The organism is Sphingopyxis selenitireducens, from assembly GCF_051550705.1.
In the GTDB taxonomy this organism is placed as follows: Bacteria; Pseudomonadota; Alphaproteobacteria; order Sphingomonadales; family Sphingomonadaceae; genus Sphingopyxis.
This window is the reverse complement of the sequence record NZ_JBPULG010000006.1, coordinates 302478-329060: the sequence shown is the minus strand read 5'-3', so window position 1 is coordinate 329060 and position 26583 is coordinate 302478. Positions and strand designations below refer to the sequence as shown.

Sequence of the window (26583 nt, the reverse complement as noted above, 5' to 3'; positions counted from 1 at the left end):
GATCAGATCGGCGACCAGTCGCTCGACGCTTCGTCGTCGTCCTCGGCATCGGCGCCCGGTTCGGGCATGCCGATGGCCTCGAGCAATCTGTCGAGCACGGCTTCGACCCCGGCGCCGCTCGCACCCGATAGTGCCATCACCGGATGACCGCTCTCTTCGGCGAGTTCGGCCGACAGGGCTGCGATCAGCTCGTCGTCGAGCGTGTCGACCTTGTTGAGCGCGATGATCACCTGTTTGTCGACCAGATCGGCACCATAGGCTTCGAGTTCGTCGCGGACGATGCGATAGCTGGTTGCGACATCTTCGTCATTCGCATCGACGAGGTGGAGCAGAACGCGGCAACGTTCGATATGACCGAGGAAGCGGTCGCCGACCCCGGCGCCTTCGGCGGCACCCGCAATCAGACCCGGGATGTCGGCGACGACAAATTCATTCCCTTTGTGGCTGACGACGCCGAGCTGCGGGCGCAGCGTGGTAAAGGCATAGGCGCCGACCTTGGCCTGCGCATTGCTCACCGCATTGATGAAGGTCGATTTGCCGGCATTGGGCAAGCCGACGAGGCCCGCATCCGCGAGCAGCTTCAGCCGCAACCACACCCACATTTCCTCACCCGGCCAGCCCGGACCGTGCTGGCGTGGAGCGCGGTTGGTGCTGGTTTTGTAGCTGGCATTGCCTCGACCACCGTCTCCGCCGCGCAGGAAGACGAAGCTTTCGCCTTCCTTGGTCAGGTCGGCCAGCAGGCTGCGGTCTTCGTCGTCGGCGAGGACCTGGGTGCCGATCGGCACCTGGATGACAAGGTCGGGCCCGCCGGCGCCGGTGCGGTCGCGGCCCGCGCCGGGGGTGCCGCGCTTTGCCTTGAAATGCTGGGTGTAGCGAAAGTCGATCAGCGTGTTGAGGCCCGCGACCGCCTTGAAGATGATGTCGCCGCCCTTGCCGCCATTGCCGCCGTCGGGGCCGCCATATTCGACATATTTCTCGCGCCGGAAACTGACGGCACCGGGGCCGCCGTCGCCGGACTTGATGAAAACCTTGGCTTGATCGAGAAAATGCATGGTGGGGCCTTGGAAGGGGGAAACTCGGGAATGCTCATCCGTTTCCATTCGCACTGAGCGAAGTCGAGATGCCCATCGGTCTTGCTCCCGCCGGGTATCTCGACTTCGCTCGACACGAACGGGGAAGAGGGGATGGGCGCCCTTAGCCCGTGCGTAACAAAATTACCAGTGCTTACCCCGGTTTCCCGCCCTGCTCGGCCCAGAAATGGGCGATCCGCCCCGTGATGAGCTCGGTTGCCAGCACCCGCGACGTGTCGCGCGGCAGGTCGAGCGCTTCGGCCATCGGTCCGCCGAGCTGGGCATCGCCGAGCGCCATCAGCACCAGAGCCAGCGTATCTTCGTGCATCAGGCGCTTTTCATGCGCGTCGGGCGCCATGCCGTCGATCAGGCGGTGGATCGCATCGACGATCGGGTCGAGCGCATCGTCATTGCCCGTCGCCGCCATCCACGTCGCGAGCGCACCGGCGCCGCCGCTGTTGAAGGCGTCGAAGGTCAGGTCGACGATTTCGCGCACATTGCGCTCGCCCGGCGGCGATTCGGTCATTTTCTTGCCGATCGTCGCGCAGACCGTTTCAGCCAGATAGGCGGCGAGCGCCTTTTGCAGTCCTGCGGCGCTGCCGAAATGATGCAACAGATTGGCATGGGTGCGGTCGACCCGCCCCGCGACAGCTTTCAGCGTGACCGCCTGCGGCCCCGCCTCGATCAGAATCAGCCGCGCAGCTTCCAGCGCGACGGCACGGCTCTCCTCCGGGCTCAGGCGCTTCTTTGCAATTGACACCACTGTAAGTAACCTTTAAATCTTGCCCCACGGCGCCCCCGCGCCAACTCCGCTTTCCGACGGTGAGAAACATATGTCCAGCCTTTCCCACACCCCGACCCCCAAGGATCTGTCGATCACCCCGCGCGACCGGCGCTTCGGACGCGACGATAAACAGGGTCGCTGGTGGCTGAACGGCGATCCGATCGCATCGGTTTTCCACACCGCCCTGTCGGTGACCTTCCCGAAGGGGGAGGCGATGTTCATCGAGGCGGTGAAGGCGCACCGCGACGGGGTCGATGAAAAACTTGCCCGCGAAATCCGTGCCTTCACCCAACAGGAGGTGATCCATAGCCGCGAGCATGTCGTCTTCAACAAAAAGGCGATGGAGGCGGGTTATGACTTGTCGGAACTGGAAGGCGACATCGACCGGGTGATGGAAATCATCAAGTCGCGTCCGCCGATCGTCAACCTGATGGCGACGATCGCGCTCGAACATTATACCGCGATGATGGCATCGGTGATGCTGCGCGACGACAAGATGTACGAAGGCGGCGAGTCCGAATGGGCGGCGCTGTGGAAATGGCACGCGATCGAGGAAATCGAGCATAAGGGCGTCGCCTATGACACCTGGCTGCACGCTACGAAGGATTGGAGCCGCTGGAAACGCTGGTGGACCAAGTCGGCGATGATGATGCTCGTCACGATGCGCTTCTGGCCGCGGCGGGTGAAGGGGATGAAAGCGCTACTTCGGCAGGATGGCCTGACCGGCTGGCGCATTACCGCGCGCATCTGGTGGTATCTGCTCGGCACGCCCGGCGTGTTGCGCAAAAGCTTCCTGCCCTGGCTCAGCTATTTCATGCCCGGTTTCCACCCGTGGAACCATGACGACCGCGCGCTGATCAAGAAATATGAAAGCGACTATGCCGACGCGATCATGCCCGCCTATGCGTCGAAACCCGAACTCGCCGCCACTGCGGCCTGACCCCCTTGTTCCCGTGAAGGCGGGGCGCGGAGCGGCTCTCTCCCTCTCCCCGTTCCCCGGTCTCGCCTTCGCGGGGGCATTTGTGCGCGGCATGTTTCGGATCCCTAATTGACCGCTCATCCGGGGCTGGGGCATGTCGAAACCATGTTTACCGCGCCCCCGATTCTCGAAACCGAACGGCTCCGCCTGAGGCCCCACCTCCTTTCGGACAAGGAGGTCCATATTGCGATGTGGGCCGACGAGCGCGTCACGCGCTTTATCGGCGGCGAACCCCGTGCGCCTGATGTGAGCTGGGGCAAGTTTCTAAGCTCGGCCGGGTTATGGCCGGTGATGGGTTTTGGCTATTGGGTGTTCGGCGACAAGGTGACCGACCGGCTGATCGGGCAGGGCGGCCTGTCCTATTTTTGCCGCGGCATCCTCGAGCTGGAAAACTTGCCCGAGGCGGGCTGGGCGTTCGACGCCGATCATTGGGGATCGGGCCTCGCGACCGAGGCGATGGGTGCGGCGCTCGGCTGGGCCGACGAAAATCTCGACGCGCCGGAGGTGCGCTGCATCATCGATCCCGGCCATGTGGCGTCTGAGAAGGTCGCGGCCAAGCTGGGTTTCCGGCGTATTGGCGACAGCAATGCGCTGGGGCATGTCGTCGCCATCTATTCGCGGCCCAAGGGCGGTTAAGCCCGCTCGACCATCAGCACGCCGCCGTCGGCGCTGACGACGCGGACCTTGGCGCCTTCGGCCACGTCGGGGCCGCGCACCGGCCATTCGCCGTCGCCGACCTTCGCACGGCCGCGTCCATCCTCGATCGCCCGGGTTACTGTCAGCACTTCGCCGACCAGCCGGCCGGCGCGCTGGTTGAGATGCGGGTCGGCGGTGGTGATCGGATTGGCCCGGAGCCAACGCCGCGCCGCATAGAGCGCGATGAAGGACAGAACGGCGAAAATGCCGAGCTGGGCCGGGACGGCGAGCGGGACGACCCAGGCGATGACCCCGGTGACGATCGCCGCGGTGCCGAGCCAGATGAGAAAAAAGCCCGGCATGACGATTTCGGCCGCGGCGAGCAGAACGCCGAGCGACAGCCATGCCCAATGCGGTTCCATGTTGGCCAGCCAGTCGGGCATGTCAGCTTCCCTTGCGTTCGATCGCGTCGCGCGCGAGTTCGCCGATCCCGCCCAATGTGCCGATCAACTGGGTCGCCTCGACCGGGAAGAGAATGGTCTTGGCGTTCGGGCTGGTCGCGAACTGGCCGACCGCCTCGACATATTTCTGCGCGATGAAATAATTGATCGCCTGTGCGTTGCCGCCTGCAATCGCGTCGGACACCATCTGCGTCGCCTTGGCTTCGGCTTCGGCTTCGCGCTCGCGGGCTTCAGCATCGCGGAAGGCGGCTTCGCGGCGGCCTTCGGCTTGCAAAATCTGGCCCTGCTTCTCGCCTTCGGCGCGCAGGATTTCGGATGCCCGCATGCCTTCGGCTTCGAGGATGTTGGCGCGCTTTTCACGCTCGGCCTTCATCTGCCGTGCCATCGCGTTCGAAATGTCCGCGGGCGGGCGGATGTCCTTGATCTCGACGCGGGTGATCTTGACCCCCCAGGGCGAGGTCGCCTCGTCGACGACGACAAGCAGGCGGGCGTTGATATGATCGCGCTTCGACAGCGTCTCGTCGAGGTCCATCGACCCCATCACGGTCCGCAGGTTCGTCGTCGTCAGGTTCATGATCGCGAGATACAGGTCGCTGACCTCATAGGCGGCGCGCGCGGCGTCGAGCACCTGAAAGAAGACGACGCCATCGACCGCGACCATCGCATTGTCCTTGGTGATGATTTCCTGCCCCGGGATATCGAGAACCTGTTCCATCATATTCACCTTGCGCCCGACACGGTCGAAGATCGGCATGATGAAGTTGAGGCCGGGCTGCGCGGTGTGCGTGTAGCGGCCGAAACGCTCGATCGTATAAGCAAAGCCCTGCCGCACGGGCGTCAGCGCCCAGACGAGGAACACCAGCGCCAAAACCACCAGTGCGAGTGCGAATTCCATCAATCATCCCCTTGCGCAAATTTCAGGTCGCGAGCCCGCCTTCCTTATTGCGGCAATGGTTTGGCTGCGCCACAGAAAAGCGCATGACCTTATTCGCCCCCCGCTCGCTGCTTTATGTTCCCGGTTCCAATGCGCGCGCGCTCGAAAAGGCGCAGGGTTTGTCGGCCGACATGTTGATCATCGATCTGGAGGATGCGGTTCCTGCCGACCGCAAGGATGATGCGCGCGCGGCGATGCGCGCGGCGGTGACGGCGGGTTTCCCGGGTAAGCGTGTCGCGGTGCGGATCAACGGCACTGGCAGCGCCGGGCAGGCGGCCGACATTCTCGCGCTGTCGGGGTTGATGCTGGATGCCATCGTGTTGCCCAAGGTCGATGCGCCCGCCGACCTGGACCCGTTGCGCGGCCTTGGCGTGCCGTTGTTCGCGATGATCGAGACCCCGGTCGCCATCTATGCCGCGCGCGACATTGCGGCCGATCCCGCGACGCATGGACTGATCGCAGGGCTCAACGATCTGGCGCATGAACTGAAGCTGCCCGACGGGATGGATCGCGGCGCGATGAACCACGCGATCCAGGCGATCGTCCTTGCCGCGCGTGCGGGCGGTGTCTGGTGCTTCGACGGGGTCTATAATGCGATCGACGATGCGGCCGGCTTCGCTGCCGAAGCGGGCGAGGGGCGGCGGCTGGGGTTCGATGGCAAGACGTTGATCCATCCCTCGCAAGTCGATCCGTGCAATCGCGCTTTCGCGCCGTCGGCGCGGGAGATTGCCGCCGCCGAAGCGCTGGTTGCGGCGGCGACGGGCGGGGCGCAGCGCCACGAGGGGCGGATGGTCGAGGATATGCATGTTGCCGCCGCGCGCGCATTGCTGGAGCGTGCCGGACGCTAGGTCCGGGTCCTTTCCCCGCCGACGTTGGTCGTTCGACGAACGCGCCTTGCCTGTCTGGAAGGTCCATGCCATTCGGCGGCACCATGCAGACGATCAAGTTTCACGCCGCGATCGCGGCCGTCGCCCTGGCCTTTGCGGCCCCCGCCACCTTTGCCAGGGACGGCGATGCGCCGGTCACCGAGGCGCAGCTTGCCGAACATATCAGGATATTGGCGGGCGATGCCTTTGAAGGCCGCGCGCCGGGAAGCGACGGCGAGGATCGGACGATTGCCTATGTCGTCGGCGAATGGGCAAAGGCCGGGCTTCAGGCTGTACCGGGCAGTACTACGCCATGGCTGCAGCCGGTGCCGTTCGTCGAGACGCAGGCGCTGACCGGGACCGCGAAGTTCCAGGTCAACGGGCGCGATGTCGCGCTGGGCGATGACGGCATTATTCTGACCGGGCGCGATGCGACGGTGGGGTTCGAAAAAGTCCCAGCGGTCTTCGTCGGCTATGGCGTTGATGGCGCGGGCAAGGTCAATGCCGACGTCAAGGGCAAGCTGGCGATCATGTTGTTCGACAATGCGCCCTTTGGCGAGAAATTGCCGGGCTATCGCGAGCGGCGACAGATGCTGGCCGATGCGGGCGCGGCGGGCGTGCTGGTGATTGCGACCGATGCCGTGCCCTGGGCGCAACTGCGCGAAGCAGTGGGCAGCAAGGCCGTCCGGCTGGCAAGCGCCTCTGTCGGCGCGCCGGTCAGCGGCTTTCTGTCGGCCGAGGCGGCCAACGCACTGCTGGCCCAGGCGGGGCAGGATGGCGGTGCGCTGCGCAAGGCGGCAAAGTCGCGCAATTATCGCGGTATCGCGCTTCCGTTGACGGCCGACGTCTCAACGACATCGAGCATCCGCGCGTTCACCAGCAACAATATTCTCGCCAAGCTTCCGGGTGCGAAGCCCGACGGCAAGGCTGTGCTGTTCCTTGGTCACTGGGATCATCTGGGCATTTGCGCCCCCGACAGTGCGACCGATCGCATCTGCAACGGCGCGGTCGATAATGCGAGCGGCATTGCGGTGCTCATCGAAGTGGCGAAGCGACTGGGGACGGGCACGCGGCCCGACCGCGACATGTATTTCCTCGCCACGACGGCGGAAGAAAAAGGGCTGCTCGGCGCGCATTACTTCGCCGATCATCCGGTCGTGCCGCTGGGCGACATCACCGTAGCGCTTAACATCGACACGATCGCGATTTCGCCGCGCGGTACGCCGGTCGCAACGATCGGGCGCGGCAAACCTGCCTATGATGCGGTGGTGCGCGGTGTTGCGACGAAACTCGGCCGCAAGCTGGATGAGGATGGCGAGGCTGATGCCTTTGTCCAGCGGCAGGATGGCTGGGCGCTGGGCGCGAAGGGCGTGACCTCGCTGATGGTCGGCGGCAGTTTCTCGGACATGCCGCTGCTGGAGGCATTTCTCGGCGGCGACTATCACGGGCCGGGCGACAATTTCTCCGACAAAATCCCGCTCGGCGGCGCGGCTGAAGATGCCGATTTGCACGTCGCGCTGGGCCGGGCGTTTGCCGATACCCAGGCATGGCCGGGTAAATAATGCACGTCGCCCCCGCCTTCGCGGGGGGCGACGACATTGGTCAGGGGGGCGCCAATCAGGCCGCCTGCTTCGCCCGCTCGGTCATTTCCTGATTGAGCATTTCTGCCAGGAGGAACGCCAGTTCCAGCGACTGACCCGCGTTCAGGCGCGGGTCGCAGTGGGTGTGATAGCGGTCGGCGAGGTCCATCTGGGTCACGTCCATCGCGCCGCCGGTGCATTCGGTGACATTCTGGCCCGTCATCTCGATATGGATGCCGCCGCCATGCGTGCCCTCGGCGCGGTGGACGGCGAAGAAGCCGCGCACTTCGGCGAGGATGCGCTCGAACGGGCGGGTCTTGTAGCCGTTGCCGGTCTTGATGACGTTGCCGTGCATCGGATCGCACGACCAGACGACGGGATGGCCCGATTCCTTCACCGCGCGGACGAGCTTGGGCAGGTGCGCCTCGATCTTGTCATGGCCGTAACGGGTGATCAGCGTCATCCGCCCCGCGACATGATTGGGGTTCAGCGTGTCGAGCAGGCGCAGCAGCACGTCGGGCTCAAGGCTGGGGCCGCACTTCATGCCCACCGGATTGCCGATACCGCGCAGATATTCGATGTGCGCCGAGCCTTCGAAGCGGGTGCGATCGCCGACCCACAGCATGTGGCCCGACGTGTCGTACCAGCCGCCGGTCAGGCTGTCCTGACGCGTCAGCGCCTGCTCATAGGGGAGGAGCAGCGCCTCGTGGCTGGTGTAGAAGCTGGTGCCTTTGATCTGCGGCACCGTTTCGGGGGTGACGCCGCAGGCTTCCATGAAGGCGAGCGCTTCGGAAATCCGCTCGGCGGTTTCCTGATACTTTTTCGCCCACGGGCTGCGATCCATGAAGTCGTGCGTCCAGGCGTTGACCTGATGCAGGTTCGCATAACCGCCGTTCGCGAAAGCGCGCAGCAGGTTCAGCGTCGCCGCCGACTGGTTATACGCCTTGACCATGCGCTGGGGATCGGGCTCGCGGCCCACGGCTTCGAAACCGATGTCGTTGATGATGTCGCCGCGATAGCTGGGCAGCGACACGCCATCGACATCTTCCATATCGGCCGAACGCGGCTTGGCGAACTGGCCGGCCATGCGGCCGAGCTTCACGACCGGCATTTTCGACGCGAAGGTCAGTACCACCGCCATCTGGAGCAGCACGCGGAAGGTGTCGCGGATATTGTTCGGATGAAATTCCGCAAAGCTTTCGGCGCAGTCGCCGCCCTGAAGCAGGAACGCCTTTCCGTCGGCGACCCGGCCGAGTTCGGCCGTCAGGTCGCGCGCTTCGCCTGCAAACACCAGCGGCGGATAGCCCGCGAGCTCGCGTTCGGCTGCGGCCAGCGCGGCTTCGTCGGCGTAGGTGGGAAGCTGGCGGGCCTCGTGCGAGCGCCAGCTATGCGGTTGCCATGGTTGCGTCATTGTCCGTCTTCTATGCTTTTCATGCGAATCGAGCGCTGCCATGGCGTGAATGCGCCGTGGAAGCAATGTGTGCGGGGTTCGAAGGCGCGAAAATTAGCATTATCGCCGGTTTTGCGCACCTATGCTTTTCTTGATGGCAGAAAACTGTTAGTTTCTTACGGTTTTCGGAATGCCCCGTCAGTGTGCGTCCAAGGCGTTCGGCAATCGGTAACGTTCTCGGCCTAGATACACATAGTGATCTAAGGGGTCATGCGACGCGGAACGATCTGGTTATGGCGAATTTCGATCCTCATTGGTTCGGATACGGGGCCTTGCTGCTGTTGCTGGCGGCGAGCTTCGCGGCGCGTCTCGACCATGTCCGGCTGGCCTTGGCAGCCGCTGCGCTGCTGGCGTTGCCGGCCGCGATCTTCCACTGGGACAGCATCGGTCTTACGATTTTGCTCGTGGCGATATTGCTCGCCAATGTCGCGCTGTCGGCGCGGCTCTGGCTGCGCGATGCAAAGATCGCTTTCACGGCCGAGGAGCAGGAATTGCGCCGTCAGCACTTCGATGGTTTGAGCACCATCGCCGCGCGGCAATTGATCGATCAGGGGAACTGGATTTCGGCGCGGCGCGGCGATGTTCTGATCCGCGAGAATCAGGCGGCGCCCAGCCTTTTCTATCTGGCGGAGGGGGAGGCGGTCATTCTGCGCGACGGCGCGGAGGTTGGAATGGTCACGGGCGGAGCGCTGATCGGTGAGGCAACGGTGCTCGACGGCGCACACGCCACCGGAACCGTGACGCTTGTCGGCAATGCACGGCTGTGGTTCGTGCCTGCGGCGGGCCTGCGCGCCTATCTGGCGGCGAACCCCGAAATTGCCGGCGCATTGCACGAAGGCTTTGCACGGGCGCTCCGCGGAAAATTGGCGAACGCAAACGCTCGCATTGCGGATCGCGCGCCGCTATTGTGATCGCATGGCACTGACACTCTATGGAATTTCGAACTGCGACACGGTGAAGAAAGCGCGCGCATGGCTCGGTGAGCAAGGCGTCGCGCATCATTTTCACGACGTGCGCAAGGATGGGCTCGACTCCGACCGGCTTAAAAGCTGGGTCGAAGCGCTTGGCTGGGAAAAGCTGCTCAACAAAAGCGGAACGACCTTTCGCAAGCTGCCCGAGGCTGAGAAGCAGGGGCTCGACGCCGCATCGGCGATCGCATTGATGCTCGACCAACCCGCGATGATCCGGCGCCCCGTCGTCGAATCGGCGGACGGGATCAGCGTCGGTTTCTCGGCTGCCGACTGGCAGGCACGTTTTGCGGCATGATCCGCTGGCTGGCTGCTCCGCTTGCGGTGCTGATGCTTGCCGGCTGCGCGGTTGACGAGGTGACGGCACAGTCCACTCTTGGCGGTCAGCCGCCGATCATCATTGCGCATCGCGGCGCGTCGGGCGAGCGGCCCGAACATACGCTGGCAAGCTATGAACTCGCGATCGAGCAGGGCGCCGATTTCATCGAACCGGATCTGGTGCTGACCAAGGATGCTGTGCTGGTGGCGCGGCACGAGAACGAAATTTCCGGTACGACCGACGTCTCCGCTCGTCCCGAATTCGCGACGCGGAAAGCGACCAAGACGATCGATGGAGTCAAGGTGACCGGCTGGTTCACCGAAGATTTTACGCTGGCTGAGTTGAAGATGCTGCGCGCGCGCGAACGGCTACCGAAATTGCGTAGCACCGACCATGACGGGCAATATGATATTCCTACGTTCGAGGAAATATTGACCCTGTTGGTTCGCGCCAACAAAGGCCGCGACAAGCCCGTCGGCGTCTATCCCGAAACCAAGCATCCCGGCTATTTCACGTCGATCGGTCTGCCGCACGAAGCGTCGTTGCTGACGCTGCTCGACCGCTTCGGCTATCGCGGTCGCACGGCACCGGTTTTCATCCAGAGCTTCGAAGTCGGAAACCTCAAGGCGCTGCGTATGAAGAGCGAGCTGCCGCTGATTCAGTTGATGGCGGGCGTGGGTGGCCCCCCGGATATGCCTGAAACCAGCTATGCCGCCATGGCGTCGCCTGCGGGGCTCAAGGCCATTGCCGCCTATGCCGACGGCATCGGCCCCGATAAGGCGATGGTCATTCCGCGCGGTGCGCTGGGGGCACTGGGCGATCCGACGAATCTTGTGCGCGATGCACATGCGGCGGGGCTGAAAGTGCATCCCTGGACCTTTCGTCGCGAAAATTTCTTCCTGCCGCTCGGTGACAAGAGTGGGGTCGACCCTGCCGGGCACGGCGACCTTGGTTCCGAAATCGCCGCCTATCTGAAAACGGGGATCGACGGTCTGTTCAGCGACAATCCGCGCGAAGCGGTCGTGGCGGCAAAGAAAGGGCAATCGCAATGACCGGCAAAGCCCTGGGCCGGAGCGGCTTCGCGATCCCGCCATTGGTGCTTGGCGGCAATGTCTTTGGCTGGACCGCCGACCGCGCGGCAAGCTTCGCCGTCCTCGACCGCTTCGTCGAAGGCGGCGGGACCATGATCGATACCGCCGACGTCTATTCGGCATGGGCTGATGGGCACAAGGGCGGCGAATCCGAACATATGATCGGCGAATGGCTGAAGGTCAGCGGCGCGCGCGACCGCGTGCTGATCGCGACCAAGGTCGGGATGATGTCGGGCGGGCTGCAACCCGATCGCATCCGTGCTGCGGCGGAGGCATCGCGCGACCGGCTGGGCGTCGATACGATAGATTTATATTTTGCGCATCAGGACGATCCCGATGTGCCGTTCGATGAAGTGCTGGGTGCATTTGCCGAACTGATCGACGCGGGACAGGTTCGCGCGATCGGCGCATCCAACTATGGCGCCGGACGGCTGGGCGAAGCGCTGCGTGTCGCCGATGACGAAGGGTTGCCGCGCTTCACCGCGATGCAGCCCGAACTCAATTTGCTCGACCGCGATCAATATGAGGGCGCGCTTCAGCAATTGTGCGTCGCCGAGAATATCGGTGTCGTGCCCTATTACAGCCTCGCCTCCGGCTATTTGTCCGGCAAATATCGCAGCATCGAGGATATCGGCAAAAGTCCGCGCGGTTTTAAGGCGAAATCCTATATGCAAGGGCGCGGCCCTGCGGTCCTTGCCGTGATGGATCGTATCGCGGCGGAAACCGGCGCCACCCTGTCGCAAATCGCGCTTGCATGGGTCGCGCAGCAGCCCGGCGTGACCGCGCCGATCGCCAGCGCGACGACGGTGACCCAGCTCGACGAATTGCTGGGGAGCATGACGCTGGAGCTGAGCGCCGACCAGCTCGCGGCCTTGAGCGCGGCCTGATCCGCCGCGCCGCAATCGCTGCGCTGCAATCGCTGCGCTGCAACAATAGCGGTTTCGCCCCGTCATTTTAGCGGCTAAACCCCGCCCCATGTCTACGCTCCCCAAAACGCTCACCTTCGATACGTCGACGAGCCGCGCCAACCCGACCCCGCAGCCGATGAAACGCCTGACGGTGCCCCGCATCCGCCAGAGCAAAGGTGGCGAACCGCTGGTGATGCTGACGGCCTATACCGTCCGCATGGCGCAGCTGCTCGACCCGCATTGCGACATGCTGCTGGTCGGCGATTCGCTGGCGCAGGTCATCTATGGCCTGCCGCATACGGTCGGCGTGACGATGGAGATGATGGCGCTGCACGGTGCGGCGGTGGTGCGCGGCAGCTATCACGCCGCGGTCATCGTCGACATGCCGTTCGGCAGCTATGAAATGAGCCCCGAACAGGCGTTCAACAATGCGGCGCGCCTGCTCAAGGAAACCGGCGCTGCGGCGGTGAAGGTCGAGGGCGGCAAGGTCCTTGCCCCGACGATCGAATTTCTGACCCAGCGCGGCATCCCGGTGATGGGTCATGTCGGTTTGACGCCGCAGGCGGTCAATATATTGGGCGGCTATGGCGTGCGCGGCAAAAGCGATGCCGAAGCGCGTTCGATCGTCGAGGATGCCGTCGCGGTGGCGCAGGCGGGTGCCTTTTCGATCGTGATCGAAGGCGTGCTCGAATCGATCGCGATCGAGATCACCAACAAGGTCGAGTGCCCGACAATCGGGATCGGCGCGTCGGTGCAATGCGACGGACAAGTGCTGGTGACCGACGATATGCTGGGCATGTTCGAACGCGTTCCCAAGTTCGTCAAACGCTATCAGGACATGGCCGGCGTCGTGGACGGTGCGGTCAAGGACTATGCCGACGAAGTCAGGTCCCGTTCATTCCCGACCGTCGATCAAATCTACGCCGGGTGACGGTTGCCCGCGGTGTCGGCGCCGGGGATCGAGTGAATCGCTTGGTCTTTTTCGGCGCCGTCGCTAAGGAAGCGACCGGCCCCGGAGCCACGAACGAGTTATGGAGGTTTGATTGGCCCTGAGCCCGACCAACGATGCAGCGTTGTTGCAGGAAGTCGATGAGGCGGTTCGCAAGGATCGGCTCGAGACGATCATGCAGCGCTATGGCCGCTGGATCATCGCCGCCGCCATCGCGGCGTTGCTGGCGTTCGGCGGCTATCTTTATTGGAGCCACCATCAGGAAAGCGTGCGGGGCGAAAAGGCGGAGGAACTGCTGGCAGCCTTTGAAAAGGCCGCCACGAACCAGCCGACCGCTGCGGCGAGCGAGCTCAAGGCACTCGAAGCAGGCAATGATGCGACCTACCGCGCCTCCGCGCTGATCCAGCAAGGCAATATGAAGGCCGCTTCGGGCGACTTGAAGGGCGCCGCCGCGATCATGGCCAGGGTTGCCGCCGACACCAAGCTCGACCCCGCGATGCGCGACCTGGCGCTGATCCGCCAAACGGCGCTGGAGTTCGACACGCTGAAACCCGAAACGGTCATCGCACGCATGAAGCCGATGGTCGATGCCAAGGATCCGGTGTCGAGCCTGTTCCCCAGTGCCGCCGAATTGACGGCGATCGCACATTATCAGCTCGGCCAGTTCGACAAGGCGGGCGCGCTTTACGGCCGTATCGCCAAATTGCCCGATGTGCCGAAGTCGTTGCAGTCGCGGACAGTGCAGATGGCGGGGATGCTGGGCGTCGATGCCGTTGCCGACCGCGCGTCGGAAAGCGCTGCGATGGATAAAAAGGGCAATGCTGCGCCGAAGGTAGCGGCAGCCGGTAAAGCTGAGGAAGCCAATTAATATGCGGAAGACGCGTTACGGACTTTATGCGGCGCTGCTGGCGCTGCCGCTCGCGGGTTGTGGTGTGATCAAGGGCGATGGCGGACCCAAGACCCCGACGGTGGGCGAACGCGTGTCGATCCTGTCCAACGACAACAGCATCAAGGTCGACCCGGCAACCGAATCGGTTGCGGTCGTGCTGCCCGAACCGGTTGTGAATGCCAATTGGACGCAGTCGGGCGGCAACGCCTCGAAATCCATGGGTCATTTGGCGCTCGGAGCGACACGCAGCCAGATATGGCAGGCGGATATCGCCGGCGGCACCAACAAGCAGCGGCTCGCCGCATCGCCGGTGATTGCTGACAATCGTCTGTTCGTCGTCGGCACCGATGCCGTCGTGACCGCGCTTGCCGCCGATACCGGCGCCCCGCTGTGGCGGACGCCGATCGGCAGCACTGGCAAGGATTATAAGGACTCGCTGTTCGGCGGCGGCGCCGGGGTCGACGGGTCGGTCGTTTATGCAACGAGCGGCGCGGGCGATGTTGCGGCGCTGAACGTTGCCGATGGATCGGTGATCTGGAAGGTGAAGCCCGCGGGCCCGCTGCGCGGCGCGCCGACGATTGCCTTTGGTGGCGTCTATGTCGTCAGCCAGGACAATCAGATCATCGCGCTCAACAGCGCAAATGGCGCGGTGCTGTGGCAGGCGACGGCGTCGCTCGAAGCCGGAAGCATCTTCGGCGCCGGGTCGCCTGCCGCGGGGCAGGGAACGATCGTCGCCGGTTTCTCGTCGGGTGAGGTTCAGGCCTATCGCTATGAAAATGGCCGCGACCTGTGGGAAGATGCACTGGCGCGCACCTCGATGGCGCTGTCGGTGTCGACACTGACCGACGTCGATGCCGATCCGGTGATCGACCGCGGCCACGTTTTTGCGCTCGGTCAGGGCGGCCGCATGGCGAGCTATGAGCTCGTCACCGGCCAGCGCAGCTGGGAAATTTCGATCGCGGGCATCTCGACCCCCTATGTGGTGGGTGAGTGGGTCTATGCGATGACCGACGACGGCAAATTGCTTTGCGTCGCCCGCGGTTCGGGCAAGGTGCGCTGGCTGCAGCAGCTTGCGCGCTTCCGTATCGAAACCGACAAGAAAAAGAAGGATCCGATCCGCTGGACCGGGCCCGTTCTGGCTGGCGGGCGGTTGATCGCGGTCAATAGCGAAGGTACGCTGGCCGAATATTCGCCGACCGATGGTTCGCTGTTGGGGTCGACCGAATTCAAGACGCCGCTGTCGCAGGCACCGGTGGTCGCGAACAATATTTTGTATATTTTGGCAGACGACGGACGCATCACGGCCTGGCGCTAAGGCGCTCGGGCCGGGGCGGGCCCGGCGCAACACAGGGATAATATCATGGCGCGATCCACGACGATCGCCATTGTCGGTCGGCCGAATGTCGGCAAATCGACTTTGTTCAACCGGCTTGTCGGCAAACGTCTGGCGTTGGTCGACGACCAGCCGGGCGTAACGCGCGACCGGCGCGAAGGTGACGGGCAATTGCTCGGCCTGACCTTTGGTATCGTCGACACCGCAGGGTTCGAGGATCAGGATGCGGCGACGCTTCCCGGCCGGATGCGCGTGCAGACGGAAAAGGCCGTGCGCGAGGCCGATGCCGCGCTGTTCATGATCGACGGCCGCGCTGGCGTGACACCGCTCGACGAGGAAATCGCGCGCTGGCTGCGCAGTGAGAACACGCCGATCATTCTTGTCGTCAACAAGGCCGAGGGCAGGCAGGGCGAAGACGGGCTGATGGAGTCCTACTCGCTGGGTTTCGACAATCCGGTGGCGATCAGCGCCGAACATGGCGGCGGGATGGTCGAACTGTTCGACGCCCTGCGCCCGATCGTCGAACCCGATGGCCAGGTCGAGGATGAGGACGTCGGCGGCGAAGACGACGAGGAAAATCTCGGCCCGATGAAGCTCGCGATTGTGGGCCGTCCGAATGCCGGCAAATCGACGCTGATCAACCGCATGATCGGCGAAGACCGGCTGATCACCGGACCCGAGGCGGGGATTACCCGCGATTCGATCCGCGTCGAATGGCAGTGGGAAAAGGATGGCGAAATCCATCCGATCCAGCTGTTCGACACCGCCGGGATGCGCAAGCGCGCCAAGGTGCAGGACAAGCTGGAGAAGCTGTCGGTGATGGACGCGCTCCATGCGGTCGATTTCGCCGAGGTCGTGGTGTTGCTGCTCGACGCCACCAAAGGTCTTGAAGCACAGGATCTGCACATTGCCGACCGCGTGCTGCAGGAAGGCCGCGCGCTGATCGTCGCGCTCAACAAATGGGATATCGCGGAGGACCCGTCGTCGTTGTTCAACGGCGTGCGCGCCGCGCTCGAAGACGGGCTCAGCCAGGTCAAGGGCGTGCCGGTGCTCAGCATTTCGGGTGCGACGGGGAAGGGGATCGATACGCTGATCCGCGTCGCCTTCGAACAGCGCGAAATCTGGAACAACCGCGTTTCGACCGCCCGGCTCAACCGCTGGTTCGAAAATGCCGTCGAAACCAACCCGCCGCCGGCCCCCGGCGGCAAACGGATCAAGCTGCGCTATGTCACGCAGGCGCGCACGCGGCCGCCGACCTTCGTCGTATTCGGCACCCGCACCGATGCGCTGCCCGGCAGCTATACGCGCTATCTGGTCAACGGCCTGCGCAAGGAAATGGGGTTTCAGGGCGTGCCGATCCGGATGAACTTCCGCAACTCGCGCAACCCCTATGACGAATGACGACGCCTGAGGCCGAAGGCGCTCTGGTCGTCGACGCGCGCGGGATGCGCTGTCCGTGGCCGGCGCTTCGGCTGGCGCGCGCGATGCGCGATGCGCCGCACGTCCTGCTGATCGCCGACGATCCCCAGGCCGTGCGCGAGGTTTCCGCGCTGGCAAGCGAGCATGGCTGGCGGGTCGAGGCCGGGCCTGTGACCGATGGCGCGGAGCGGTGGGACGTCCGCCGCGCCTGACCCGAAATGACGCATTATTTTGCTGCTATGGCTGAGCGGCGTAACGTCTTTTTTACCGCCTTTGGGGCAGGGGTGGTCGGGGACCACTGACCAAATTGCACACCAAGGGACGGAACATTGGACGAAATCCTGGTCGATTGGGATGAGTTTCGCGCAACGCGCACCCAATTGGGTGCGGCATTTGTGCGGATATTGGGCTATTTTCGCGAAGACGGGACCAAGTCGGTCGCCGCGATCGAGGACGCCATGCGCGCCCGTGATGCGCGCGGGCTCGTCATGCCCGCGCACACGCTGAAAAGCGAAGCGCGCCAGTTCGGTGCCGAACGGCTGGGTGCGCTCGCCGAAGATATCGAGGTGTTTGCGCGCCATTGCATCGAAAGCCAGACCAGCCCGGAGGAATATCTGCCGCGTGTCGTGACGCTGCGCCCGCTGTTCGAAGAAACACTGGGCGCGCTGGAGCGCGAGGCGAACCCGCTGGTCCAGCGGCGCGCGACGGGTTTTGGACGCGCCGTAATCAGCTAGGCTGCCGCGCGCCGCATCGGCTGCAGCGCCCCGCGCGCGAGGCTGCGCCATAACCATTCCAGCGGGCCATAGAGGAAGCGGTCGAGCCAGGGTTTCGACCAGATCAGCATTGCCGCCGCGCCGCCGATGACGAACAGATAGAGCGTCATCCGGTCGACCGATCCGAACAATCCCAGGCCATAGCCGTAGAAGATGCTCGTCATCACGATGCTGGTGCCGATATAGTTGGAAAAGGCCATACGGCCCGCCGCTGCAACGCGCGCCATCCATGCGCTGCTGGCGCAGCGCTGGATCAGCAGCACGAACAGCGCGGCATAGCCGATCGTCATCATCAACCGCCCCGGTCCTGCCCAGGCGAGAAACGCGTTGATCGAGACAAGGCTGTCGAAGCCCGAACGCCACTGGATCCATGTCACCAACAGCGTGAGCAACAGCCCCGGCGGCAGCCAGCGGAGCGCGGCGCGGCGATAATCGGCGCTCGCCCAGGCTCCGGTTAGGAAACCGTTCCGGAACAGCGCCATGCCGATCATCATGAGCGGCAGGGTTTCGAGGAAATTCATCACCAGCATGATGAGCGGGCTGCCCGCATGGTCGAGGCGCTCGGCCAGTATCGGGAGATAGTCGCCGCGATAGAGGCTGAGTTCCTCGGCGACATCCTCGTCCATGCTGGCATATTCGGCGCGGATCGTGCGGCCGGCCTCGGCCAGCTCGGTCGGTGACGATGCTGAGTCGGCCGCGCGCGCTGCGGCGAGTTGCGCCCCGAAGATCAGCGACATGATGGCGACGCCGAGCGTGAACAGGCAGATCGCCCATTGGATCAGGCGGCGCGCTTCCCAATCGCGAAAACGAAAGGCAACGCAGCCGACGGCGGCATAGAGGAACAATATGTCGCCCCACCAGATGAAGAAATAATGGCTGAGGCCAAAAATCGCGAGCCACGCCATGCGGCGATGATGGACCGAGGCGGGGTCCTTGCCCGATGCTTGGGCGCGGTCGACGATCAGCAACATGCTCGCCCCGAAGAGAATCGAGAACAGCCCGCGCATCTTCCCGTCGAACAGGATGAAGCCCAGCGCCCATGCGGTCATGTCCGATGCCGTTTCGCCGCCATAGGCCCGGGGCGTGACATAGGCCATTTCGGGCATGGCAAAGGCGACGATGTTCATCGCGACAATGCCCATCACGGCAAAGCCCCGCAGAGCGTCGAGGGCGATGAGCCGGGGCGCCGCAACTTCTCTATCTTCGCGCATATCGTCCCTTGCTGTGTTGTGAAGGTATAACAGTGAAGGCATGATGCGGTCCAGCCCATTAAAGCATTATTGACATCTTTGTCAGTAATGCTAGATCGTCATCATTACGTGATTCGCCGGAGCCCCCCAATGACCCCCACCATTTTCTCGCATCCCGATCGCAAGCCCGCGAAATTTCGCCCGTTCAAGGCGATCGCGCATTTTCGCAAGCTCATCAAGGATAAGGAAGATACCGAACAGGTCTTCCACATCTTCGAGAATTTGCCGCGCAAGGGCTTCTTCGATGACGCGCGTGCGTTTGTTGAAAGCGAAATGGGCCAGCGGTTGATGGCCAGCGAGCCCTATCTGCCCGACCTGCTCGACGATCATGCATGGATCGACGCGCTGCCCGAGGGCAGCGTCGGCCACGCTTATGTCACCTTCATGCGCCGCGAAGGCCTGTCGGCGGCGGGCCTCGTCGCCGAGAGCGACAAGATGGGCCGTCCGCAGTTCGACGATCAACTGCAATGGTATGGCAATCGCCTGCGCGACACGCACGACCTGTTCCACATTCTGACCGGCTATGGCCGCGACGCGCTGGGCGAACAATGCGTGCTGGGCTTCACCTATGGCCAGACCGGCAATTACGGCAATTTCTTCATCGCCTATGCGGGCGGTTATGAGGTCAAGCGCAGCATCAAGAGCGATGCGCCGGTAATGGGCGCGATTCGCCAGGGTCAGCGCAACGGCAAGGCAGCGAAGGCAATCATCGAGCAGGATATTCGCTCGCTGCTCGCTGAACCGCTCGAAGCCGCACGCGCCCGGCTCGGGATTGCAAAGCCCACGCTCTATGAAGAAGCGCACCGCGCATATCGGGGCCGCGGCATCGATCCGTACAACTTCCTCGCCTCGCAGGCCGCAGCGGCTTGATTGTTGATCCTTCCCGTCGCGCAGCGATGGGGAGGATTTATCAGCTCAGCTTTGCGATCAGCGCCTGCGCCGCTGCGGGATTGCGGACCTTCGCGCCGGATATGAAGAAGATATAGGCGTCGCGGTCGCCCGCTGCCCAGTCGCGGACTTGTTTTGCCCAGCCGTCCAGCGCCTTCTCATCATAGCCGGTTTCGACATCTTCCTGACTGCGTTGCAGGCGCGCATAGGTGAAATCGGCGGTCTGTTCGTCGATGCACGGGAATTCGTCGCTGTCGGCATAGACGATTGCCATGTTCCGCTCGCGCAACATGTCGACAAAGGCGTGATCGCGGAAGCTTTCATCGCGGACCTCGATCGCATGACGGAGCGGCAAACCGTCCTGCGTCTCGGGCAGCAGGTCGAGGAAGCCCGCGAAATCGTCACGATCGAACTTCTTCGTCGCCATGAATTGCCAGTGGATCGGACCGAGCCGGTCGCCGAGCCGGGTCAGGCCTTGCGTCAGGAATTTCTCGATCGACCCCGCGCCCTCTTTCAACACCTTGCGGTTGGTCGTGAAGCGGGAAGCTTTGACGCTGAACTGGAAGCCGTCGGGCACGGAATCGGCCCAATTGGCGAAGGTTTCGGGTTTCTGGCTGCCATAATAGGTGCCGTTGATTTCGATGCCCGTCAGATGCTGGCCGGCATATTCCAGCTCGCGTTTTTGCGCGAGACCGGCGGGGTAGAAGGCGCCGCGCCAAGGCTCATAGGTCCAGCCGCCGATTCCGACATGGATGCTCATCGGTTCTTCTCCTTCAGTGTCACCCGACGATTGCTGTCAGTCTGGGCACTCTAGATCGGAACGCGGTGGATAAATATCGTCATTGCGAGCGGAGCGAAGCAATCTCCAGCTATCGGCCTTACCCAAGGTCGAGAGCTGGGGATTGCCGCGTCGCCTTCGGCTCCTCGCAATGACGGTTGTCGTTAAGCCAGCGCGGCGTCGGCGCCCATCAGGGTCGGGAAGAAGCCTTCGTGCGCGCTGCGAAGTTCCGCCAGCGTCACGCTATGGTCGCTCTCGGGCAGTTCAAAGACGATGCGGTCCTTGATCGTGCGGCCAATCGGATCGACCGGCACGTCGGCGCGGCCTGCGGCATCGAGGAAGTCGGCAAGGCAGGTGTCGCAGACGGTGACCAGATACAGGCCCTGATCTTCGCCGAAGAAGCTTTCGGCGATGCCGAAGGGCTGTTCTTCGCTGACCATCACTCCGATATCGGACTTCAGCGCCATTTCGGCGAGGGTCACCGCGATGCCGCCGTCGGAGACGTCGTGACAGGCGGTGATCCAGCCCGCGTTGATTGCGTGGCGGATGAAATCGCCGGTGCGGCGTTCGGCCTTCAGGTCGACGGGCGGCGGCGGGCCTTCCTCGCGGCCGAGGATTTCGCGCAGCCACACCGACTGGCCAAGATGGCCGGCGCGTTCGCCGACCGCAAGGACGATGTCGCCGGTGCGTTTGAAGCCGATGCCGACCGCCTTGTTCAGATCCTCGATCACGCCGACGCCGCCGATCGCGGGGGTCGGCAGGATGGCGCTGCCGCCGCCGGTCGCCTTGGATTCATTGTAGAGGCTGACGTTGCCCGACACGATCGGATAGTCGAGTGCGATGCACGCCTGCGCCATGCCGTCGAGGCAACCGGTGATCTGGCCCATGATTTCCGGGCGCTGCGGATTGGCGAAGTTCAGGCAGTTGGTGATCGCGAGCGGCGTCGCGCCGACCGCGCTGATGTTGCGCCAGGTTTCGGCGACCGCCTGCTTGCCGCCCTCGACGGGGTCGGCGTAGCAATAGCGCGGGGTGCAGTCGGTCGACATGGCGAGCGCGCGGTTGGTGCCGTGGATGCGGACGAGCGCGGCGTCGCCGCCGATCTGCACCGTGTCGCCGCCGACCTGGCTGTCATATTGTTCCCAGATCCAGCGGCGGCTGGCGATATCGGGGGTGCCCATCAATGTCTTTAGGTCCGCCGCAACGTCCCTGGTCTCCGGGACATTGGTCAGTTCGGGCTGCTTCGGGGTCGGAACATGCGGGCGATCATAGAGCGGCGCATCGTCGGCGAGCGGAGCGAGCGGAATGTCGCAGACGATCTCGCCATGATGTTCCAGCACCATGCGGCCGGTGTCAGTGACGGTGCCGATGACCGCGAAGTCGAGTTCCCATTTCTCGAAGATCGCTTTCGCGAACTCTTCCTTGCCGGGCTTGAGCACCATCAGCATGCGTTCCTGCGATTCGGACAGCATCATTTCATAGGTGGTCATATTGGCTTCGCGCTGCGGCACATCGTCCATCTTGAGATGGAGGCCGACGCCGCCCTTCGACGCCATTTCGACCGACGAGGAGGTGAGGCCCGCAGCGCCCATGTCCTGGATCGCGACGATCGCGTCCGACGCCATCAGTTCGAGGCACGCCTCGATCAGCAATTTTTCGGTGAACGGATCGCCGACCTGCACGGTCGGGCGCTTTTCCTCGGCATCCTCGCCAAAGTCCGCGGAGGCCATGGTCGCGCCGTGAATGCCGTCGCGGCCGGTCTTCGACCCGACATAGACAATCGGATTGCCGATGCCCGATGCGGCCGAATAGAAAATCTTGTCCTGTTCGGCGACGCCGACGGTCATCGCGTTGACGAGGATATTGCCGTCATAGGCCTTGTGGAAATTGACCTCGCCGCCGACGGTCGGAACGCCGACGCAATTGCCATAGCCGCCGATGCCGTGGACGACGCCCGAGATGAGATGCTTCATCTTGGGATGATCGGGGCGGCCGAAACGCAGGGCGTTGAGGTTGGCGACCGGGCGCGCGCCCATGGTGAACACGTCGCGCAAGATGCCGCCGACCCCGGTCGCTGCACCCTGATAGGGTTCGATATACGACGGGTGGTTGTGGCTCTCCATCTTGAAGATCGCGGCGAGCTTCTTGCCGCCAGCGCCTTCGCCAATGTCGATCACACCGGCATTTTCGCCGGGGCCGCAGATTACCCAAGGCGCCTCGGTGGGGAGTTTCTTCAAATGGAGGCGCGAGCTTTTATAGCTGCAATGCTCCGACCACATCACCGAGAAGATGCCGAGTTCGACGAGATTGGGTTCGCGCCCGATGGCGTGCAGTACACGCTCATACTCTTCGGGCGACAGCCCGTGCTCGGCGACGATCTCGGGGGTGATAGCGGATGTGTTTTGGGTCATGGCGCGCCTTTAGCCGCGTGCGCGCGATAGGAACAGACCCCATGAAGCCCTTTTTGGGCAATATGGGGTCTGAATCCGGCTTTGGGCGTCAGCGTGCGGCGAGGACCGTCGCGGGGGTGGTGAGCGGTTTGACGTCGCGCAGCGCGAAATCGACCTGTTGAGTGCCCACGGTGCCGCGAACGCGGCGTTCGCCGACGCGCAGCCGGAACGGCTTGCCGGAGCGTTCGTCAATCCCGCTGATGACGCGCGAATTTCCGCTCTGGGTGACGGTGTAGCTGTAAATATTGCCGGCATGTTCGAAGCGCCGTGCCGCCGTATCGTCGGTCTGGGCGATGGCGGGGGAGGCCGCGAACAGGGTGATTGCGGAAAGAAGAAGCGCGGTTTTCATGATGCAAGTCCTTGTTTTGAGAACAATACTTGCCTTTAAGCCCTCTCGTTATTGTGCGGTGCAACATGACTGGCCGATGGGGCGCCGACAATTGCAAAAAATGGAAACGCGATTGCGCCGAAGCGATGCCGCTCAATGGCCTGCGGCGGTCATGATCTGGCGGTTGGCGCCCGCCCATGCCGCCGTCAGTGCGAGCGCTGCATAGGCGCCGAGCATCGTCGCGGGGATGGCGAGCGAATAGACGGGCTCTTTCGGGCCGAACCAGTCGATGGCCTGAGCAAGGGCGAGCAGCGCGACCAATATCCAGAAGCGGATGTCGCCCGCAGGGGCTCGCGTTCGCATTTTATAATAGAAAAGCGCGCCGCCGATGAGTGCGGCTTCCAGCGGCATTGCGATCGCGGGGTGATTCCACAGCCCGAGTCCCAGTTTTGGCGGCGGCCCGAACAGGGTGAGGTCGGGGATGTGAACGAGCAGGTCGATGAACCAGTGCGAGGCGACGACGAGTGCGGCGCCGATGGCAGCGGCGCGCCGCCGCGTTGCGACCCAGACGAGCGCGCCGAACAGCAGGCTCCAGAGCAAAGCCCCGGCGAGGCTGTGCGTATAGGGCATGTGATAAAGGTCCATCGGGTTCATCGCGGTGATGCCGGGGACGATCCGCATCGCCTCCACCTCCGGGATCAGCAGCGCGGCAAAGCCGATATCGACAAGCTGGGCTGCGACGAACAGGGTTCCGAGCCCCGCCGCTTGTGGGCGCGCGGCAGCGACCAGTGCCGGTGCGAAATGGCCGATGAACATGGACGGAGCCTATCGCGGCGCGAAGCGACGTCAAGCTTGACCGCAAGGGGGCGAAAAGGCCAAAGCGGGGGGATGACCGACACCGCCGAAACGCCTGCCGCCCCTGCCATCGCCTCGCTGTCGTTCGAGGCCGCGATGGGCGAACTCGAATCGATCGTGCGGCGGCTGGAAAGCGGCGATGTCAGCCTTGAGGAATCGGTGACGCTGTATGAGCGTGGCCACGCGCTGCGCGCACATTGCGAGGCGCGTCTTGCCGCGGCGCAGGCACGCATCGAACAGGTCAGCCTGAACGCCGATGGCCGGCCGGCGGGAACCACGCCCTTCGGCGAGAGCTGAACCGATGGCGGCGTCCGTCGATGGTGATCGGAGTGGGTCGGTGCATCTGATCGATGCTGCGCAGGTTGAGGTGGCGGACGGGATCGACCGCCTGTTCGAACAATATCTGACGGTTCCGGCCGACCCGCGCGGACCGCTTTACGAAGCGATGCGCTACGCGGCGATTGCCGGCGGAAAGCGGCTGCGCCCGCTGCTCGTTCGCGCTGCGGGCGACCTGTTCCATGTCGATCGCAACTCGTCGCTTCAGGTCGGCGCGGCGGTCGAGGCGATGCACGTTTATTCGCTGATCCACGACGATCTGCCGTGCATGGACGATGACGATATGCGCCGCGGCAAGCCGACGGTGCACCGGGCGTATGGCGAGGCGACGGCGGTGCTCGCGGGCGATTCGCTCCACGCGCTGGCGTTCGAATGGCTGTGCGATCCGGTAACCCACGGCGATCCCTTTGTGCGCGGCGAATTGCTGCTCGAACTCGCACGCGCGGCGGGACCGGCGGGCATGGCGGGCGGCCAGATGATGGATCTTGCCGCTGAAACATCGCATTTCGACCTGCCGACGGTCACGCGGCTGCAACAGCTCAAGACCGGGGCGCTGATCGCCTTTTCGGTCGAGGCGGGCGCGATCCTCGGGCGGATTTCCGCCGAAGGCCGGCGGCCGCTGCGCGCCTATGCGCGCGACATTGGCCTCGCCTTCCAGATCGCCGACGACATCATGGACGTCGAGGGCGACGAGGCGCTGGCGGGCAAGGCGCTGCACAAGGATGAGGCCGCGGGCAAGGCGACCTTCGTCACCCTGATGGGGCTCGAACGCGCGCGCGAACAGGCGAGCATGCTGGTCGATCAGGCGATCGCCCATCTGGCGGCCTATGGCGAAGAGGCGGCGCTGCTGCGCGCGATCGCTTATTATGTGGTGGAAAGGGACCGTTGATGCGCATTGGGGTTTATCCCGGAACGTTCGATCCGATCACGCTCGGGCATATGGACATCATCCGCCGCGGCGCGAAGCTGGTCGACCGGCTGGTCGTCGGGGTCACCACCAACATCACCAAATCGCCGATGTTCGACGATGACGAACGCATCGCGATGGTGCGGAGCGAAGTCGAGACGATCGACGGCGATATCCGCGTCGTCGGTTTCAATTCGCTGCTGATGGATTTCGCGACACGCGAGGGCGCGAGCGTCATCGTCCGCGGGCTGCGCGCCGTCGCCGATTTCGAATATGAGTATCAGATGGCGGGGATGAACCAGCAGCTCAACGACAGCATCGAAACCGTCTTTCTGATGGCCGATGTCGGATTGCAGCCGATCGCGTCGCGACTGGTCAAGGAAATCGCGATTTTCGGCGGCGATATCCGCAAATTCGTGACCCCGGTCGTGCGCGACGCGGTGGTCGGCCGCATTGCCGAGCGCGGCCTGCTTCAGGGCGAACGTTGACACCAATCATTGAGCGTTCAGCTTTTTCCCGCTAGGTCGCGGCAAATGGGGCGCAAACCAGATTTAATTGCAAAGGCCGATCCAGCATGAAATTCACCTTCCGCCCCTTGATGTTGACGGCGATGGCGTTCGGTCTCGCGGTTTCGGCCGCCGCGCAGGATGCGCCGCCCGCGCCCTCGCCCGATCCCGAAGCCACCACGGCGCCGCCGGCCGAAGCACCGCCGGTGCCCGTTGACGCTCCGGCGTCGGCGCCGGCTCAACCCGCGCCCGCGACGGCGGAAACGCCTGCTGCACCGCCGGCGATGACCTTCGACCAGTTTGTGAACAATCCCGAGTATATGCTCAATATAGACCTGTCGACGGGCGGCCGGGTCGTGATCCAGCTCTATCCGAATGTCGCACCGAACCATGTCGATCGGATCAAGCAGCTGGCGCGTGCCGGCTTTTACGACGGTGCGAAATTCCACCGCGTGATCGACGGCTTCATGGCACAGACGGGCGACCCGACGGCGACGGGGCAGGGTGGCTCGCAGCTTCCCGACCTCAAGGCCGAATTCAACGCGGTGCCGCATCTGCGCGGGACGGTTTCGATGGCGCGTGCCGAAAGCGAGGACAGCGCCAACAGCCAGTTCTTCATCATGCTCCAGCCGCGTTTCGCGCTCGACAATCGCTACACCGCCTTCGGCCGCGTCGTGTCGGGAATGCAATATGTCGACGCGATCCAGAAGGGCGAACCGCCCGCGGTGATGTCGCGCATGGTGCAGGTCTCGGTCGCCGCCGACAACAAGCCGATGCCGCCTGCGTCGATGCTGACCGAAGCACCGGCGGCACCGCCTGCCGCCGACATTTCGGTCGATCAGCTCAACGCGCCGATCCGCTGAGCCCGGGACGCGCCGG

Annotated in this window: 29 protein-coding genes; 19 read left to right on the top strand and 10 right to left on the bottom strand. The window is 63.8% G+C overall.

Annotated features, from left to right (window positions below):
* Positions 1 to 2: 2 nt before the first annotated feature.
* The gene (gene obgE / locus ACSYDV_RS20145; protein ID WP_438325771.1) at positions 3 to 1052 is read right to left on the bottom strand and encodes a GTPase ObgE; all 1050 of its coding nucleotides are present in this window, start codon (positions 1050 to 1052) and stop codon (positions 3 to 5) included.
* A gap of 172 nt (positions 1053 to 1224) precedes the next feature.
* Positions 1225 to 1830 carry a TetR/AcrR family transcriptional regulator gene (locus ACSYDV_RS20140; RefSeq protein WP_438326006.1) on the bottom strand — a complete coding sequence of 202 codons (606 nt, stop codon included), beginning with the start codon at positions 1828 to 1830 and terminating at the stop codon, positions 1225 to 1227.
* Positions 1831 to 1903: 73 nt separating this feature from the next.
* Between ACSYDV_RS20140 and ACSYDV_RS20135 the strand changes: the two genes are divergently transcribed.
* Both ACSYDV_RS20135 and ACSYDV_RS20130 read left to right on the top strand, forming a co-directional pair.
* Complete coding sequence (locus ACSYDV_RS20135; protein WP_438325769.1) at positions 1904 to 2794, top strand: metal-dependent hydrolase; 891 nt, start codon at positions 1904 to 1906, stop codon at positions 2792 to 2794.
* Positions 2795 to 2902: 108 nt separating this feature from the next.
* A complete protein-coding gene (locus ACSYDV_RS20130; protein WP_438325768.1) occupies positions 2903 to 3469 on the top strand; it encodes a GNAT family N-acetyltransferase in 567 nt (188 codons plus the stop codon).
* Here ACSYDV_RS20130 and ACSYDV_RS20125 read toward each other — a convergent pair.
* A complete protein-coding gene (locus ACSYDV_RS20125) occupies positions 3466 to 3912 on the bottom strand; it encodes an NfeD family protein (RefSeq protein WP_438325766.1) in 447 nt (148 codons plus the stop codon). The two genes, ACSYDV_RS20130 and ACSYDV_RS20125, sit on opposite strands and share 4 nt — an antisense overlap.
* A gap of 1 nt (position 3913) precedes the next feature.
* On the bottom strand, positions 3914 to 4825 hold the full coding sequence (locus ACSYDV_RS20120) for an SPFH domain-containing protein (protein ID WP_438325764.1): 912 nt from the start codon (positions 4823 to 4825) through the stop codon (positions 3914 to 3916).
* An 83-nt stretch (positions 4826 to 4908) separates the two neighbouring features.
* Here ACSYDV_RS20120 and ACSYDV_RS20115 point away from each other — a divergent pair, with 83 nt between their 5' ends.
* Both ACSYDV_RS20115 and ACSYDV_RS20110 read left to right on the top strand, forming a co-directional pair.
* Positions 4909 to 5712 carry an HpcH/HpaI aldolase/citrate lyase family protein gene (locus ACSYDV_RS20115; RefSeq protein ID WP_438325763.1) on the top strand — a complete coding sequence of 268 codons (804 nt, stop codon included), beginning with the start codon at positions 4909 to 4911 and terminating at the stop codon, positions 5710 to 5712.
* Between the two features lie 65 nt (positions 5713 to 5777).
* Entirely contained in the window at positions 5778 to 7292 is a 1515-nt protein-coding gene (locus tag ACSYDV_RS20110) for a M28 family peptidase (RefSeq protein ID WP_438325762.1), read from the top strand.
* A gap of 55 nt (positions 7293 to 7347) precedes the next feature.
* On the opposite strand, the gene ACSYDV_RS20105 is transcribed toward ACSYDV_RS20110, so the two are convergent.
* Positions 7348 to 8721: a class II 3-deoxy-7-phosphoheptulonate synthase gene (locus ACSYDV_RS20105; RefSeq protein WP_438325760.1), complete on the bottom strand. Its 1374-nt coding sequence runs from the start codon at positions 8719 to 8721 to the stop codon at positions 7348 to 7350.
* Positions 8722 to 8993: 272 nt separating this feature from the next.
* Here ACSYDV_RS20105 and ACSYDV_RS20100 point away from each other — a divergent pair, with 272 nt between their 5' ends.
* The 10 genes from ACSYDV_RS20100 to ACSYDV_RS20055 all read left to right on the top strand — a co-directional run bounded on the left by ACSYDV_RS20100 (position 8994) and on the right by ACSYDV_RS20055 (position 17370).
* A complete protein-coding gene (locus tag ACSYDV_RS20100; RefSeq protein ID WP_438325758.1) occupies positions 8994 to 9671 on the top strand; it encodes a Crp/Fnr family transcriptional regulator in 678 nt (225 codons plus the stop codon).
* 4 nt (positions 9672 to 9675) lie between these two features.
* Positions 9676 to 10026, top strand: a complete 351-nt coding sequence (locus ACSYDV_RS20095) for an ArsC family reductase (protein ID WP_438325756.1) — start codon at positions 9676 to 9678, stop codon at positions 10024 to 10026.
* A complete protein-coding gene (locus ACSYDV_RS20090; protein WP_438325755.1) occupies positions 10023 to 11099 on the top strand; it encodes a glycerophosphodiester phosphodiesterase in 1077 nt (358 codons plus the stop codon). The genes ACSYDV_RS20095 and ACSYDV_RS20090 overlap by 4 nt, the downstream gene beginning before the upstream one ends.
* On the top strand, positions 11096 to 12025 hold the full coding sequence (locus ACSYDV_RS20085) for an aldo/keto reductase (RefSeq protein WP_438325754.1): 930 nt from the start codon (positions 11096 to 11098) through the stop codon (positions 12023 to 12025). The genes ACSYDV_RS20090 and ACSYDV_RS20085 overlap by 4 nt, the downstream gene beginning before the upstream one ends.
* 88 nt (positions 12026 to 12113) lie before the next feature.
* Positions 12114 to 12977: a 3-methyl-2-oxobutanoate hydroxymethyltransferase gene (gene panB / locus ACSYDV_RS20080; protein WP_438325752.1), complete on the top strand. Its 864-nt coding sequence runs from the start codon at positions 12114 to 12116 to the stop codon at positions 12975 to 12977.
* 112 nt (positions 12978 to 13089) lie between these two features.
* Positions 13090 to 13863: a tetratricopeptide repeat protein gene (locus tag ACSYDV_RS20075; protein ID WP_438325751.1), complete on the top strand. Its 774-nt coding sequence runs from the start codon at positions 13090 to 13092 to the stop codon at positions 13861 to 13863.
* Between the two features lies 1 nt (position 13864).
* Positions 13865 to 15199: an outer membrane protein assembly factor BamB family protein gene (locus ACSYDV_RS20070; protein WP_438325749.1), complete on the top strand. Its 1335-nt coding sequence runs from the start codon at positions 13865 to 13867 to the stop codon at positions 15197 to 15199.
* Positions 15200 to 15244: 45 nt separating this feature from the next.
* On the top strand, positions 15245 to 16618 hold the full coding sequence (gene der / locus ACSYDV_RS20065) for a ribosome biogenesis GTPase Der (protein ID WP_438325748.1): 1374 nt from the start codon (positions 15245 to 15247) through the stop codon (positions 16616 to 16618).
* A complete protein-coding gene (locus ACSYDV_RS20060) occupies positions 16615 to 16848 on the top strand; it encodes a sulfurtransferase TusA family protein (RefSeq protein ID WP_438325746.1) in 234 nt (77 codons plus the stop codon). Before der ends, ACSYDV_RS20060 begins: the two co-directional genes overlap by 4 nt.
* Positions 16849 to 16965: 117 nt before the next feature.
* Positions 16966 to 17370, top strand: coding sequence for an Hpt domain-containing protein (locus tag ACSYDV_RS20055; RefSeq protein ID WP_438325744.1), 405 nt, complete (start codon positions 16966 to 16968; stop codon positions 17368 to 17370).
* On the opposite strand, the gene ACSYDV_RS20050 is transcribed toward ACSYDV_RS20055, so the two are convergent.
* Complete coding sequence (locus ACSYDV_RS20050) at positions 17367 to 18620, bottom strand: DUF418 domain-containing protein (protein WP_438325743.1); 1254 nt, start codon at positions 18618 to 18620, stop codon at positions 17367 to 17369. The two genes, ACSYDV_RS20055 and ACSYDV_RS20050, sit on opposite strands and share 4 nt — an antisense overlap.
* 129 nt (positions 18621 to 18749) lie before the next feature.
* On the opposite strand from ACSYDV_RS20050, the gene ACSYDV_RS20045 reads away from it, so the two are divergent.
* Positions 18750 to 19529 carry a Coq4 family protein gene (locus ACSYDV_RS20045; protein ID WP_438325741.1) on the top strand — a complete coding sequence of 260 codons (780 nt, stop codon included), beginning with the start codon at positions 18750 to 18752 and terminating at the stop codon, positions 19527 to 19529.
* A gap of 40 nt (positions 19530 to 19569) precedes the next feature.
* Here the strand turns inward: ACSYDV_RS20045 and ACSYDV_RS20040 are convergent, their stop codons facing one another.
* From ACSYDV_RS20040 to ACSYDV_RS20025, 4 genes are all read right to left on the bottom strand, one after another.
* On the bottom strand, positions 19570 to 20307 hold the full coding sequence (locus ACSYDV_RS20040; RefSeq protein ID WP_438325739.1) for a DUF72 domain-containing protein: 738 nt from the start codon (positions 20305 to 20307) through the stop codon (positions 19570 to 19572).
* A 182-nt stretch (positions 20308 to 20489) separates the two neighbouring features.
* Complete coding sequence (purL, locus tag ACSYDV_RS20035) at positions 20490 to 22733, bottom strand: phosphoribosylformylglycinamidine synthase subunit PurL (RefSeq protein WP_438325737.1); 2244 nt, start codon at positions 22731 to 22733, stop codon at positions 20490 to 20492.
* A gap of 88 nt (positions 22734 to 22821) precedes the next feature.
* A complete protein-coding gene (locus ACSYDV_RS20030; protein WP_438325735.1) occupies positions 22822 to 23121 on the bottom strand; it encodes a hypothetical protein in 300 nt (99 codons plus the stop codon).
* Between the two features lie 132 nt (positions 23122 to 23253).
* Positions 23254 to 23916, bottom strand: coding sequence for a hypothetical protein (locus ACSYDV_RS20025; RefSeq protein WP_438325733.1), 663 nt, complete (start codon positions 23914 to 23916; stop codon positions 23254 to 23256).
* A gap of 72 nt (positions 23917 to 23988) precedes the next feature.
* Here ACSYDV_RS20025 and ACSYDV_RS20020 point away from each other — a divergent pair, with 72 nt between their 5' ends.
* The 4 genes from ACSYDV_RS20020 to ACSYDV_RS20005 all read left to right on the top strand — a co-directional run bounded on the left by ACSYDV_RS20020 (position 23989) and on the right by ACSYDV_RS20005 (position 26567).
* On the top strand, positions 23989 to 24252 hold the full coding sequence (locus tag ACSYDV_RS20020) for an exodeoxyribonuclease VII small subunit (RefSeq protein ID WP_438325732.1): 264 nt from the start codon (positions 23989 to 23991) through the stop codon (positions 24250 to 24252).
* 4 nt (positions 24253 to 24256) lie between these two features.
* On the top strand, positions 24257 to 25180 hold the full coding sequence (locus tag ACSYDV_RS20015; protein ID WP_438325730.1) for a polyprenyl synthetase family protein: 924 nt from the start codon (positions 24257 to 24259) through the stop codon (positions 25178 to 25180).
* Entirely contained in the window at positions 25180 to 25686 is a 507-nt protein-coding gene (coaD, locus tag ACSYDV_RS20010; RefSeq protein WP_438325729.1) for a pantetheine-phosphate adenylyltransferase, read from the top strand. The genes ACSYDV_RS20015 and coaD overlap by 1 nt, the downstream gene beginning before the upstream one ends.
* Before the next feature lie 86 nt (positions 25687 to 25772).
* Complete coding sequence (locus ACSYDV_RS20005) at positions 25773 to 26567, top strand: peptidylprolyl isomerase (RefSeq protein WP_438325727.1); 795 nt, start codon at positions 25773 to 25775, stop codon at positions 26565 to 26567.
* Positions 26568 to 26583 lie beyond the last annotated feature (16 nt).